The sequence below is a fragment of the Pseudomonas sp. E45-MNA-CIBAN-0222 genome (genome assembly GCF_040310405.1).
Lineage (GTDB): Bacteria > Pseudomonadota > Gammaproteobacteria > Pseudomonadales > Pseudomonadaceae > Stutzerimonas > Stutzerimonas stutzeri_AC.
In genome coordinates, this window is record NZ_JBEOPU010000007.1 from 57,485 (window position 1) to 69,984 (window position 12,500).

The 12,500-nt window shown below is 60.1% G+C and carries 12 protein-coding genes; 6 read left to right on the forward strand and 6 right to left on the reverse strand.

The window, feature by feature from the left end; translation table 11 throughout:
• Positions 1-34: 34 nt before the first annotated feature.
• Positions 35-2,266 (reverse strand): TonB-dependent receptor domain-containing protein, encoded by a 2,232-nt coding sequence (locus tag AAEZ08_RS12135; protein ID WP_102820579.1) that lies wholly within the window; start codon positions 2,264-2,266, stop codon positions 35-37.
• Between the two features lie 207 nt (positions 2,267-2,473).
• Positions 2,474-3,178 carry an SIMPL domain-containing protein gene (locus AAEZ08_RS12140; protein WP_500124374.1) on the reverse strand — a complete coding sequence of 235 codons (705 nt, stop codon included), beginning with the start codon at positions 3,176-3,178 and terminating at the stop codon, positions 2,474-2,476.
• Between the two features lie 152 nt (positions 3,179-3,330).
• Here AAEZ08_RS12140 and AAEZ08_RS12145 point away from each other — a divergent pair, with 152 nt between their 5' ends.
• The 6 genes from AAEZ08_RS12145 (at position 3,331) to AAEZ08_RS12170 (ending at position 8,188) form a co-directional block, all read left to right on the forward strand.
• Positions 3,331-4,584, forward strand: a complete 1,254-nt coding sequence (locus tag AAEZ08_RS12145) for an ATP-binding protein (RefSeq protein ID WP_003281273.1) — start codon at positions 3,331-3,333, stop codon at positions 4,582-4,584.
• Positions 4,585-4,617: 33 nt separating this feature from the next.
• The gene (locus tag AAEZ08_RS12150) at positions 4,618-5,178 is read left to right on the forward strand and encodes a response regulator transcription factor (protein WP_014821408.1); all 561 of its coding nucleotides are present in this window, start codon (positions 4,618-4,620) and stop codon (positions 5,176-5,178) included.
• A gap of 108 nt (positions 5,179-5,286) precedes the next feature.
• A complete protein-coding gene (locus AAEZ08_RS12155) occupies positions 5,287-6,228 on the forward strand; it encodes an AEC family transporter (protein ID WP_003281277.1) in 942 nt (313 codons plus the stop codon).
• A 196-nt stretch (positions 6,229-6,424) separates the two neighbouring features.
• Positions 6,425-7,408 (forward strand): M23 family metallopeptidase, encoded by a 984-nt coding sequence (locus tag AAEZ08_RS12160; RefSeq protein WP_102820582.1) that lies wholly within the window; start codon positions 6,425-6,427, stop codon positions 7,406-7,408.
• The gene (locus AAEZ08_RS12165) at positions 7,389-7,745 is read left to right on the forward strand and encodes a hypothetical protein (RefSeq protein ID WP_058063860.1); all 357 of its coding nucleotides are present in this window, start codon (positions 7,389-7,391) and stop codon (positions 7,743-7,745) included. Before AAEZ08_RS12160 ends, AAEZ08_RS12165 begins: the two co-directional genes overlap by 20 nt.
• A 17-nt stretch (positions 7,746-7,762) precedes the next feature.
• Positions 7,763-8,188: a bactofilin family protein gene (locus tag AAEZ08_RS12170; protein ID WP_003281281.1), complete on the forward strand. Its 426-nt coding sequence runs from the start codon at positions 7,763-7,765 to the stop codon at positions 8,186-8,188.
• A 39-nt stretch (positions 8,189-8,227) separates the two neighbouring features.
• On the opposite strand, the gene AAEZ08_RS12175 is transcribed toward AAEZ08_RS12170, so the two are convergent.
• The 4 genes from AAEZ08_RS12175 to gatB form a co-directional block, all read right to left on the reverse strand.
• Positions 8,228-9,313: a calcium/sodium antiporter gene (locus AAEZ08_RS12175; RefSeq protein WP_102820583.1), complete on the reverse strand. Its 1,086-nt coding sequence runs from the start codon at positions 9,311-9,313 to the stop codon at positions 8,228-8,230.
• A gap of 34 nt (positions 9,314-9,347) precedes the next feature.
• Entirely contained in the window at positions 9,348-10,433 is a 1,086-nt protein-coding gene (locus AAEZ08_RS12180; RefSeq protein ID WP_102820584.1) for a calcium/sodium antiporter, read from the reverse strand.
• Between the two features lie 67 nt (positions 10,434-10,500).
• Positions 10,501-10,902 carry a septal ring lytic transglycosylase RlpA family protein gene (locus AAEZ08_RS12185; protein ID WP_181066225.1) on the reverse strand — a complete coding sequence of 134 codons (402 nt, stop codon included), beginning with the start codon at positions 10,900-10,902 and terminating at the stop codon, positions 10,501-10,503.
• 141 nt (positions 10,903-11,043) lie between these two features.
• Positions 11,044-12,489: an Asp-tRNA(Asn)/Glu-tRNA(Gln) amidotransferase subunit GatB gene (gatB, locus tag AAEZ08_RS12190; RefSeq protein ID WP_102820586.1), complete on the reverse strand. Its 1,446-nt coding sequence runs from the start codon at positions 12,487-12,489 to the stop codon at positions 11,044-11,046.
• Positions 12,490-12,500 lie beyond the last annotated feature (11 nt).

The following is a 12,500-nucleotide window of genomic DNA, read 5'->3' on the forward strand; positions in this document are numbered from 1 at the left end:
CCGGGATGGTCCCGGCTCGTTGATCGTTCATGGGTCAGAAGGTGAAGTTGGCGGAGAGCCAGAGGCGGCGGCCTTCTTCCAGGGTGCCGCTTGTCGCTGCTGCCGACTGGATGTAATCGGAGGCCCAGCCTGTCGACCCAGTATTGGTGGTGTAGTACGTCCCTTCGGTGAAATCCTTATCGAAAAGGTTGTAGATCGTTGCGTTAAGGGTCACGTTTTCCGAGGCTCTGAACGAGCCTCCAAGGTGGAATACCTCATACGCTTTCAGGTCACCAGCTGCGTCATACAGCGCCTGGTTCGCCGCTGTCAGGTTCTCATAGCGATCTGTGAAGCGAGCTCGCTCGCCGCGGTACTCACCCTTGAACCACAGATTGAGGCGATCGGTGGTCTGCCAGCTAAGACGTGCATGGAGCATATGCTCTGGTGTGTTGGTCAGTGGCGCACCTTTGTTCGCGCCGCTCTTTTGTTCGCTATCGGTGTAGGTGTAGTTCATCGCCAGCGCCCAAGCCGGGGCGAACTCCCAGCGCCCAGCCAGTTCCACACCTTGGGTGACGGCTTCGTCGACATTCACGCTTTGGGCGAAGGAATCTTGCGTGAAGCCGCTGCCGAAGCTAACGCAGCCCGGCTGGTTAGGATTGGTAGCAGAGAAGCAGTTGGCGATAGGGGTGCCGTCGTCGATCTTGTCTTCGAACTTGTTGTGGAACACGGTTGCGTTCGCACTGAAACCACTGAGGTTATCGAAGTAAACGCCAAACTCGGTGTTGGTGGTGATTTCCGGATCCAGATCAGGACTGCCAATGGTGATGATCGTGCCTTGACCGGTAACGCCGCTGATACCGTCATGAAGCTGGTTCAATGTTGGTGTCTTGTAGCCACGGCTAACGCCGCCTTTCATGGTCCAGCTATCGTTGGTATTCCACACCAGATAGGCGCGTGGACTGATATGGCCACCAAAAGCCTCGTGGTCCTCATAGCGAGCACCCAACGTCAAAGCCAGATCCTGGCGAAGACGCCACTCGTCCTCGACGAACATCGCCCATGATTTCTGCTGGAAGTCGTCGTCGGCAATACTGTCTGTGACCTTGGCATCCCAGTACTGGCCGCCAACAGTCAGGATGTGCGATTCGCCAACAGGGCTGACCAGCTTGGTGTCGAGGATCAGGTCTGTGGACTTGAGCTCGCGGTCATCACCGATGACGATGGACGGATAGCCGGTATAGGCGTCGCCGATGGGGGTACCTGGGATCGTACGACCGATAGTTTCGGTAGTGTTATGCGTCAGGCTACTGTCCAACGTACCGATGCTGAAGCGACCGGTATGACTCAGCGCAAACTGGTCGCGCTCGAAGCGCAATTCGTCAGCATACCCGTTGGCTTTGGTAGGCGCGTCTACGGTGCAGCCGTCAGTAGCGCTGCCGCCGTTCTTTCCGTCTAGATTGCCTAGCTGACAGTTGTCGTTGTTGTAGACCTGACGGCCACGCTCGAAGTCCAGCGAGATGTCGTGAGCCTCATTGGGGGTCAGACTCAGGCGTGCGCCTAAGACATGATTGCGACCTTCTACAGGTGATGCGCCGCGCTTGCTTACTGGGCTGTCGTTATCGAACGAGAGATCGGATTCGCCACGGTCATACAGACTACCTCTAACAGCAAGTCCCAATAGGCCGTCTACCAGCGGGCCGCTGGCATACAGGCTTGTGTTGCTAGTGTCGCCGTAATCTCGATTTTCTTGGTAGGTATGATCCAGGCTTACCGAAGCGCCCCACTCGGTGGCGACTCTCTTGGTGATGATATTAACAACACCACCCATTGCGTCCGAGCCATACAAGGTCGACATCGGGCCGCGAATGACCTCGATCCGTTCGATTGCAGACATGGGCGGCATGAAGCTGGTAGATGTTTCGTTGAAACCGTTCGGTGTGACGTTGCCGGCCGTGTTCTGCCGGCGTCCATCTATGAGGATGAGTGTGTAGTCGCTGGGCATACCGCGGATGCTGATATTCAGCCCGCCGGTCTTGCCTGTGCCCTGACGGATATCAATGCCTTCCACGTCATCCAGGGCCTGCGCGAGGTTGCTGTAGCGCTTCTGCTGCAAATCCTCCTGGCTGATCACACTGATACTCGCCGGCGCCTCGGTGATCTTCTGCTCAAAGCCAGAAGCACTGACTACGGTGTCATTAAGCGTGACGGGAGAGTTCTGGGCGAAAGCCGTCAAACTGCAGCCGATCATGGCGCAGGACAGGGCGGTACGTGAGAAGGGGATAGACATGCGGGCTCCTTGTGGCCGTCTCGTTGGCGCCCGCATGATAATCATTCGTAAACGAGAATTTACCTTTCTTTGTCGTTGCTTCTCATATCGGTAGTTAGAAAGGCCGCTAGCCCTTGTACAGCTTGGCTTGTGAGATTGTAATAATTTATTTCATTGTGGCTGGCGGCTGCGTTAGGCAGCCGCTAGTAGACGCGTGAGATAGCTGAGTCAAGGCGTCTGCACTTCGATAACACCATCAGCGCTGATCGTAACCTGGCGGCTGCCTGCCTCGATCTCGGGAATGGGCGCTGATTCCATCATGTCCATTTTCATCGCGCTATGACGCATCACGGGCTGAAAACCGCCGCCGTTGAGATTCAGGCTCACCAGCTTGTAGCCGTTGCCGCCAAGCGCTTCGGTAGCAAGCTGGGCGCGAGCTTGAAATGCGGCGACGGCATCCTTGAGCAAGGCATCTTCGTTCTGCTTGCGAATCGGATCGGAAACGCTGAAGTGCATGCTGCCCATTTTCAGGCTCTTCATCAGTTCGGCAGTGAGCTTGGACAGGCTGGCAAAGTTGCTGCTTTCAAGGCGCAGCTCGGCGCGCTCTCGCCAACCGGTAATTTGCTGCCCTTTGTCGTCATAGACCGGGTAGCTGTTGCGGCTACCTTGGCTGACGATCACGTCCTTGTTCTGGCGAGCGCTCTGCAATGCCTGGTTCAAGGTCGTCGTGGTCTGTGCCGCGAGCTGGGCCGGATCACTGTGTTGTGCTTCGCTGTAAAGCGTGACGTGCATGCGGTCATGCGCAACTTCGCTGCTGACTTCGGCGCGCAGGGCGACTTGGTTATAGCGGGGTTGCTCGGCAATGACAGGCAGGCTGACGAGGCCCGTGGCCAGCGCCATGATAGCGGCGCTGCGGAAGGGAGTTGATTGCATAGCGGATCCTTGGCAAAAGCACCGGGCGGTGCGATAGCACAAGACTGTACCTGCGCCGTTAAATGTATGCAGCTGCCTGTGCGTCGAGTTGCCGCATTTCCGGCTGGCTGGCAGATGGCTTGGTTATACTCCGCCGAATTGTTGGAGACTCCATGTACGCATCCGTCCCGCTGCTGTCCGCCAGCCGGCAGAACCTTCGGTTACTGACACTCATCCGCATTGTGGTGCTGGCTGCGCAGTCCGGCGCCGTGGGCGTGGCTTATGCGACCCAGTTGCTGACGCTGCCGTGGCTCGCGTTGGGCATTACGCTCGCTGTCTCGGCCGTGCTTTGTCTGGGCACGGCGTTGCGGTTGCGTGGCCCCTGGCCGGTCACCGAGCTCGAGTATGCGGTGCATCTGGGCTGCGATCTGATGGTCCATAGCGCGCTGCTGTATTACTCCGGTGGCTCGACCAATCCTTTCGTCTCCTATTACCTCGTGCCACTGACCATCGCCGCGGCAACCCTGCCGTGGCTGTACTCCATCGTTCTCTCCGGTCTTGCGCTGTTGGGCTACACATTGATGCTGGTGTGGTACGACCCGCTGACCCTGCCACCCTTCGAGCGCGCGACGCTGCAGGTTTACGGCATGTGGCTGAGTTTCGCGTTGGCCGCGGCACTGATTACGTTCTTCGTCGCGCGCATGGCTGAACAGTTGCGCCGCCAGGAACAACAGCAGGCCCAACGCCGCGAGGAGAGCATGCGCGATCAACAGCTGCTCGCCGTGGCTACACAAGCCGCCGGTGCTGCCCATGAGCTGGGTACGCCGTTGGCGACCATGAGTGTGCTGCTCAAGGAGTTGCGCCAGGAATACAACGATCCACAGCTGAGCGAGGATCTCGGGCTGCTGCAGTCGCAGGTCCAGCTCTGCAAAGAGAGCCTGCGACAGCTGGTTCGGGCTGCCGAGGCTGATCGGCGTCAGGCAGTCGTCGAGCAGACCGCTCGCGAGTGGGTCGACTCGGTCCTGCAGCGCTGGCACCTAATGCGCCCTGAAGCGACCTATCGTTTTCACTGCATGGGCTTAGGCAGTCCGCCGCGTCTGATGCCGCCAGCTGACCTCAGCCAGTCGTTGCTCAACCTGCTGAACAACGCCACCGATGCCAGCCCCGAGGACCTGGAAATACGTCTGGACTGGGACGCGCAGTGGGTGAAGCTGACCATACGCGATCATGGGGCTGGGGTGCCGCTGGCCATTGCCGAGCAAATTGGCAGGCCCTTCATTACCACTAAAGGCAAGGGCTTTGGCCTTGGTCTGTTTCTCAGTCAGGCCAGCGTCACCCGCGCCGGCGGCACAGTGAAGCTCTACAATCACGAAGAAGGTGGCACACTGACCGAACTGCGCCTACCGCATGGTTCGGTGCGCCCCTGATCCCGTTCGTGAACAATGCGAGGAAATGCACAGATGACCGACGAGTTGCAGCAAGAGGGTGAAGAACAACCTCACCTGCTGTTGGTGGATGACGATCCGACGTTCACTCGGGTGATGGCTCGTGCCATGAGCCGTCGTGGCCTGCAGGTCAGTATCGCCGGTTCGGCCGAGGAGGGCCTTGCCCTGGCCAAGCAGGATATCCCCGACTACGCAGTGCTTGATCTGAAAATGGAGGGCGATTCGGGCTTGGTGCTGCTACCCAAGCTGCTCGAGCTGGACCCGGAGATGCGTGTGCTGATCCTGACTGGCTACTCCAGCATCGCCACGGCGGTGGAGGCGATCAAGCGTGGCGCCTGCAATTACCTGTGCAAGCCTGCCGATGCCGACGACGTGCTGGCGGCCTTGCTGTCGCAGCATGCCGATCTCGATAGTCTGGTGCCGGAAAATCCGATGTCTGTCGATCGCTTGCAATGGGAGCATATCCAGCGAGTGCTAAGTGAGCACGATGGCAACATTTCTGCCACCGCGCGCGCGCTGGGCATGCATCGGCGCACATTGCAGCGCAAGTTGCAGAAGCGCCCGGTCAGACGTTAAGGCTGCGATCCGGCTGCGCGGGGGGCAGGCGCCGTAATGGCACGGCGGTTGAGCCCTCGCGCAGCTCATGCTTTATGCTTGCCTCTCCCGTAGTTGCAGGCGTTCTTCATGCTTCCCCTTGTACTCCAAACCCTGAGCGTCACTGCTCCGGTGTTTGCCATGCTGTTTCTCGGCGTCGCGCTCATGCGCCTGCGCTGGATCGACTCGGCGTTCGTCCACACCGCCTCATCGCTGGTGTTCAAGGGCACCATGCCCACGCTGCTGTTCATCTCGATCATCAAGGCCGATCTGACTACGGCCCTGCAACCTGCGCTGCTGCTCTATTTCGTTCTTGCCACGATAGCGACCTTCATCGTGGCCTGGCTCTGGGCTCTATGGCGCTGCCCGACATCCGACCGCGGGGTGTATGTCCAGGGTGCGTTTCGAGGTAACAACGGGATCGTCGGTCTGGCGCTGGCCACCAGCCTCTACGGCGACTACGGACTATCGGTCGGTGGCGTGCTCGCTGGTGTGGTGATTCTGGTTTACAACAGCCTCTCGGCAATGGTCCTCGCCATCTACAGCCCTGACGGTCAGGTCGGACCGAAGGATATTCTGCTCAGTATTCTGCGTAATCCGTTGATCATCGGTGTGGTGGCGGCAGTGCCGTTCGCCTATTGGCAAGTTGTCTTGCCGGGCTGGCTGATGACCTCGGGGCAGTATTTTGCCCAGATGACTTTGCCGCTGGCGCTCATCTGCATCGGCGCCACGCTGTCACTGGATGCGTTGCGCAAAAGTAGCGGCAGTGCGCTAAGTTCGAGCCTGATGAAAATGGTCTGGTTGCCCGCCCTCGCGACACTGGGGGCCTGGGCCTGTGGCTTTCGGGACGCTGAGTTGGGCATTCTGTTCCTCTACTTTGCCAGTCCTACAGCCGCTGCCAGCTTTGTCATGGCGCGTGCGGTCAATTCCAATCATCAGCTCGCCGCCACGATTATCGTCATAACCACGCTAATGGCAGCATTGAGCATCAACGCCGGGCTGTTTCTATTGGGCTGGTTGGGTTGGATCTAACCGACGACGTTGGTAATGATTCCTTGCCGTTCGTCGCCAATGTGACCGATATCGGCTTTACAGCTTAAGAATTGCGGCGCGATGGTCGTAATCGGTCATCAGGCCTCAGAAAAAAAAGCCCGTTTCGGTCACATTGTCCTGGACGTTCAACGGCTTGCCTGGTGGGGCAGCCGCTTTGTGTTCTAGGGAATAACTCATGGCATTTTTCACTCCTTCAAGCCGATCACTGACGCGTGACGACATCCGTGTCGTTAGCCTGCGGCGGCTTGCGGCGCCGGGTTTGGCTCTGGTGCTAGCACTCAGTTTGGGAAGTTTCGCTGGTGGCGTCTGGATCGGTAGCGATCTGCGTGCACAGCCCACGGTTACCTTCGAGGACCCAACGGCATTTGAGGATGAAGGTCGGTTCGCCATCGCCCGCGTTGGTGAGGTGGTAGGCCGCTTGAAATCCCTTGAATCCGACCTGCTCGCTCTGCGGCAGATGATGGATGACCAGCGTGTGCTGCATGGGCAGCTAACCGCGCTGGACCCGGCGTTGCTGCCAGTTTTGGCACCAGATCGTGCTGCGCGCACTGGCGCAGGGCAGGGCGGCGCGCTGTTGCCGCCTAGAGGGTGCTCAGGGCAGCTATTGGCAAATACCGAGCGTGCGACCCTCGCTGACGTGAAGCATAGCGAGACGTCGGCGCGCTGCATGCGCGTGATGCTTGATGACTTGATGCGGCGAGTCGCCGAGCGTAATGCCGCGCTCATGGCGATTCCGTCCCGGCGACCGGTGGGTGAAGCCCGCCTGGGGTCGGCGTTCGGCAACCGCATTGATCCGTTTCGTAAGCAGCTGGCGTTCCATTCGGGGGTCGATTTCGCGCTGAAGAGCGGATCGGAAGTGGTTGCTGCAGCGGGAGGGCGGGTGCGCTTTGCTGGCTACCGCGGCGCCTACGGCAATCTGGTGGAAATCGACCATGGCAATCGGCTGGTTACCCGCTACGCACACCTGTCGCGGCTGGATGTGCGTCAGGGCGACGTGATTACGCCGGCGCAGCGGATCGGTGCTGTAGGCTCTACGGGGCGGTCCACCGGGCCACATCTGCATTTCGAAGTGCTGCACAAGGGGCGTTTCGTCGACCCGCAGCGATTCCTCGCCCTGGGTGATCTGGAGCGCGTCGGCGATGACCTGGCTGAGGACTAAACGCCCCTCCACCCGAGAACTGGTACGCGCTGAACACCGGCCGCAGGCTGGCCGCCGTGCGCGCACCGGGCACTGGATCATTGCTGGACTGCTCTGCGTCATCGGCGCTTTGCTTTATTTGCGCAGCCACGAGCACAGCGACTATGCGCAGCGTACCGAGGCATTGAGTCGCGAGACTCTTGCACTCAAGGCAGAGCTGGAGCAGAGCCGCTTGCAGCGCCAGGAGACTCAGGCCACTGAAGAACAGTTGCTCAGGCGTATCGCCACCCTTTCAGCGCAAGTCGAGCGCCTGCAGACCGATTTGGCATTCTTCCGCCAACAGAAGAAAGCCCGTTAACCGTTTTGGAGTAGATGATGTTCAACAAGAAGAAGCCGGTGTCTCGCGTCACCATCGATCAATTTTCCAGCCTGATCTCCGGAAATTTGTCACTGGTAGGGGATGTCACCTTCGAAGAAGGACTCAAGGTCAGCGGCGAAGTGCGCGGCAACGTTTGCCACAAGCCAGGCACGCATAGCCTGCTGGCGCTGAGCGCCGAAGGTAAGATCGAAGGAAACGTGAGCAGCTACGATGCGCTGATCGACGGCACCATCGTTGGGGATCTGGTGGTCGAACACCTTCTTGAGCTGCATTCCAATGCGCGCGTGCGCGGCAATATCCGCTATCGCCAACTAAGCATGGAAAATGGCGCAGTGGTCGACGGCGCCCTCAATCGTATGAGTGACGAAGAAGAGACCGCCCAGGTGTTCGAGTTGCCACGCCCGCAGGTGTGCGAGGGCTGAAGTGCAGGGGGGAGCCAGTAAGGCCCGCCCCTGAGTCACTTAGCGCTGAGTTTTCCAGGCGCTACCGGTAATGACCAACAGCGTGATTGCGGTAAGCGGCAGCGCGTAGCCCAGCATCGCGTCGCCGAAGGTTTCGGCGAATGGTCGACCGGTGCTGGCGAGCACGAGGTAAAGCGTATACGCCACGTAATAGGCCACGAACAGTGCGCCTTCCCAACGATTGATGCTGTAGCCGGCGAAGAAGATCGGCAGGCAGGCAAACGCCACTGCAATCATCACTGGGAAGTCGAATGCCAGTGCATTGGGCGATATGGCGATAGCCTGCGGTGATACGAGCGAAGCCAGGCCGAGTACGCAGAGCAGATTGAAGATGTTGCTGCCAACGATGTTGCCAACGGCGATATCGCGCTCGCCGCGGATGGCCGCCATGATCGAGGTGGCCAGTTCCGGCAGCGACGTGCCGATGGCGATCACGGTCAAGCCGATGACCAGTTCGGATAGCCCGAGCGCGCGGGCCAGGGCGACCGCGCCCTCGACGAGAAAGTTGGAGCCCACCACCAGCAACACCAGGCCTGCGATCACCAGGCCTGCGTTGATCAGCCCAGCATGCGGCTTGGCCGGCTCATCCAGGCCGAACTCCTTGGCAAACTCGTCGTCGACTTCCGCAGCTTTTTCGCGGCGACTGCTTATGATCAGGAACAGCGTGTAGACCACTACCGCGGTGAACAGCAGCGCACCGTCGATACGGCTGAGCTCGCCGTCCCAGGCCAGGCCGAAAGTCACCAGGCTGGCACCGATCATGATCGGCACATCCAGACGGATCAGTTGACGCGACACCACCAGCGGCGCGACCAGTGCGGTCATGCCGAGGATCAGCAGCACGTTGGCGATGTTGCTGCCCACCACGTTGCCGATCGCAATGTCGCCGCTGCCATTGAGTGCGGCCTGGACGCTGACGGCCGTCTCCGGCGCGCTGGTACCGAAAGCGACCACGGTGAGGCCAATGACCAGTGGGGAGATGCCGAACTGGGCGGCGAGTTTGGCTGCACCTCGCACCAGGACCTCCGCACCAGCGACGAGTAGCACAAGGCCGGCAATGAGGTAGACGAATGTCATCAGGGTCACGATGTGGCGCTCCGGAAGGGGGAGTAGAGGGGAATTAGCGCTGGCGTTGCCAGGCGCGCAGGAAGATCACCAAAAGCGTGACGGCCGTCAAGGGGAAAGCGAACCAGAGCATCGCGTCGCGCAGCAGTTCGATGGCACCCAGCCCTGTGGCGAACATCACCAAATAGAGGGTGTAAGCCACGTAATAGGCGAAGAACAGCAGGCCTTCCCAGCGTTGAATGCAGTAGCCAGAAAAGAAGATTGGCAGGCAGGCGACGAATACGGCCAGCATCACCGGGAAGTCGAATGATTGTGCGTTGGGTGAGATGGACAGCCCCTCCGCGGCCACCGCGGCACCTGCCCCCAAAACAAGCAGTAGATTGAAGATACAGCTGCCGACGATGTTGCCGACCGCAATGTCGCGCTCGCCCCTGATCACGGCTAGAACCGAGGTCGCCAGCTCCGGCATCGAAGTGCCGATCGCTACCACTGTAAGGCCGATAACCAGCTCTGACAGTCCCAGTGCTCGGGCCAGGCCAACGGCACCTTCGATCAGCAGGTTTGAGCCGCCAACCAAAAGGCCCAGGCCCAGTACGATCAGCAACAGCTGAAGCACCCAGGCATAGGGCTTGGCGGCAGGGTCCGGTCCGAACTCGGTATCGAACTCGTCGACACCTGGCCCCGGTTGTTCGCGCTTGCTGGCGATTACCAGAAACAGCGTGTAGCCAACCAGGGCGACAAGCAACAGGATGCCGTCCAGTCGGCTGATACTGCCATTCCAGGCCAGGCCGTAGCACAGTAGGCCGGCACCAATCATTACCGGGACGTCCAGGCGTATCAGCTGTCGGGATACCACGAGCGGTGCAATCAGGGCTGAAAGCCCGAGGATGAGCAGGATATTGGCAATGTTGCTGCCGATCACATTACCAACAGCTATGTCACCGCTGCCATTCAGCGACGCCTGCACGCTGACGGCTGTTTCCGGTGCGCTGGTGCCGAAGGCGACCACTGTCAGACCAATGATCAAGGGTGGAATGCCGAAGCGACTAGCCAGTTTTGCGGCGCCGCGCACCAGCGCTTCGGCACCAACGACGAGCAAAACCAGGCCGCCAATAAGATAGGCGAAAGTAATCAGCGACATGCGTGTGATCCTGTTGGTCCTGTAGCGCTGTCCATGGTTTGGTAGTTCACTGCAAGCACTGGTTTATTCATGGGAGAGTTTCAATTCGTACCCGAACCACGCCACTCCTGAGCATGTCCAGTTGCGTCGCCGCCGCTCGGGAAACGTCGATGATACGGCCGCGGCGAAATGGCCCCCGATCGTTTATGCGCACCACCACTTGCTTGCCATTTTGCTCGTTGGTTACCCGAACACGGGTACCGAATGGCAGGCTGCGATGGGCTGCGACCAGCGCGTTCTGATCATGGGTTTCGCCATTTGCGGTGCGTTGGCCGTGGTGCATTCGCGCGTAATAGGAAGCCTTGCCGCTCTGACTGAAACGATCCTGAGTGGTAGGAGGTGCATTGGTTGGCTGCGTCGCTTGGCGATCGGCGCAGCCGCTGACGATAAGGGTCAGAATCAGCAGGGCAGTGAGGCGTGTCAGGCGCATGAACAATCCTTCCGTTGGGTCGATCGCTGAGTCGGCGATGGCCCGCGGCAGAGGTTGCGCAGTTCTGGCAGTGCCGAGAGCAGTGGAGTGGCGATGTTCGCGGTTGCAGTAATATGCAACCGCGCAGGGCCATCGTTCAGCTTAGCCTTCGAGCTTTTTCTTCAGCAGTTGGTTCACCTGGCCGGGGTTGGCCTTGCCCTTGGACGCCTTCATCGCCTGGCCGACGAAGAAGCCGAACATCTTGCCGCGCTTGGCTTCGTCGCTGGCACGATACTGTTCGACTTGCTCGGCATTCGCTGCCAGCACTTCGTCCAGCATCGACTCGATGGCGCCGGAATCAGTGACCTGCTTGAGGCCCTTCTTCTCGATGATCTCGTCAGCCGAACCTTCGCCGGCGGCCATGGCTTCGAAGACCATCTTGGCGATCTTGCCGCTGATGGTGTCGTCCTTGATGCGCAGGATCATGCCGCCCAGCTGCTCGGCGCTAACCGGTGACTGCTCGATCTCCAGGGCTTCCTTGTTGAGCAAGCTGGACAGCTCGCCCATCACCCAGTTGGCCGCCAGCTTGGCATCGCTGCAGGTGGCATTGACCTGTTCGAAGTAGTCGGCCAGCTCGCGGCTGGCGGCCAGCACGCTGGCGTCGTAGGCGGACAGGCCGAACTGCGCCTCGAAGCGCTCGCGCTTCTGCACCGGCAGTTCCGGCAGGCTGGCGCGCACCTCGTCGAGGAAGCTCTGCTCGATCACCACCGGCAGCAGGTCAGGGCAGGGGAAGTAGCGGTAGTCGTTGGCTTCTTCCTTGCTGCGCATGGAGCGTGTCTCGTTGGCCGCCACGTCGTACAGCACGGTTTCCTGGACGATCTTGCGGCCGGATTCCAGCTCGTCGATCTGCCAGGCGATCTCGGTGTTGATGGCGCGCTCGATGAACTTGAACGAGTTGACGTTCTTGATCTCGCGGCGGGTGCCGAACTCGGCCTGGCCTTTCGGCCGCACCGAGACGTTGCAGTCGCAGCGCAGCGAACCTTCGGCCATGTTGCCGTCGCAGATGCCGAGGTAGCGCACCAGGGCGTGGATCGCCTTGACGTAGGCGACCGCTTCCTTGGCCGAGCGGATGTCCGGCTCGGAGACGATCTCCAGCAGCGGTGTGCCGGCGCGGTTGAGGTCGATGCCGCTCATGCCGTGGAAGTCTTCGTGCAGGCTCTTGCCGGCGTCCTCTTCCAGGTGCGCGCGGGTGATGCCGATGCGCCGCGTGCTGCCGTCTTCCAGGGTAATGTCCAGATAGCCCTTGCCGACGATGGGATGGTCCATCTGGCTGGTCTGGTAGCCCTTGGGCAGGTCGGGGTAGAAGTAGTTCTTGCGCGCGAAGACGTTCTTCGGAGCGATCTCGGCATCGATCGCCAGGCCGAACTTGCACGCCATGCGCACGGCTTCGGCATTGAGCACCGGCAGGGTGCCGGGCATGCCGAGGTCGACCAGGCTGGCCTGGGTGTTGGGCTCGGCGCCGAAGGTGGTGGCGCTGCCGGAAAAGATCTTCGACTGGGTCGCGAGCTGTGCGTGAATCTCCAGCCCGATCACGGTTTCCCATTGCATCTTCAATCTCC

Coding starts and splice junctions, on each gene's coding strand:
- AAEZ08_RS12135 (WP_102820579.1), bottom strand. CDS start 2,266: ATGTCTATCCCCTTCTCACGTACCGCCCTGTCCTGCGCCATGATCGGC.
- AAEZ08_RS12140 (WP_500124374.1), bottom strand. CDS start 3,178: ATGCAATCAACTCCCTTCCGCAGCGCCGCTATCATGGCGCTGGCCACG.
- AAEZ08_RS12145 (WP_003281273.1), top strand. CDS start 3,331: ATGTACGCATCCGTCCCGCTGCTGTCCGCCAGCCGGCAGAACCTTCGG.
- AAEZ08_RS12150 (WP_014821408.1), top strand. CDS start 4,618: ATGACCGACGAGTTGCAGCAAGAGGGTGAAGAACAACCTCACCTGCTG.
- AAEZ08_RS12155 (WP_003281277.1), top strand. CDS start 5,287: ATGCTTCCCCTTGTACTCCAAACCCTGAGCGTCACTGCTCCGGTGTTT.
- AAEZ08_RS12160 (WP_102820582.1), top strand. CDS start 6,425: ATGGCATTTTTCACTCCTTCAAGCCGATCACTGACGCGTGACGACATC.
- AAEZ08_RS12165 (WP_058063860.1), top strand. CDS start 7,389: ATGACCTGGCTGAGGACTAAACGCCCCTCCACCCGAGAACTGGTACGC.
- AAEZ08_RS12170 (WP_003281281.1), top strand. CDS start 7,763: ATGTTCAACAAGAAGAAGCCGGTGTCTCGCGTCACCATCGATCAATTT.
- AAEZ08_RS12180 (WP_102820584.1), bottom strand. CDS start 10,433: ATGTCGCTGATTACTTTCGCCTATCTTATTGGCGGCCTGGTTTTGCTC.
- AAEZ08_RS12185 (WP_181066225.1), bottom strand. CDS start 10,902: ATGCGCCTGACACGCCTCACTGCCCTGCTGATTCTGACCCTTATCGTC.
- gatB (WP_102820586.1), bottom strand. CDS start 12,489: ATGCAATGGGAAACCGTGATCGGGCTGGAGATTCACGCACAGCTCGCG.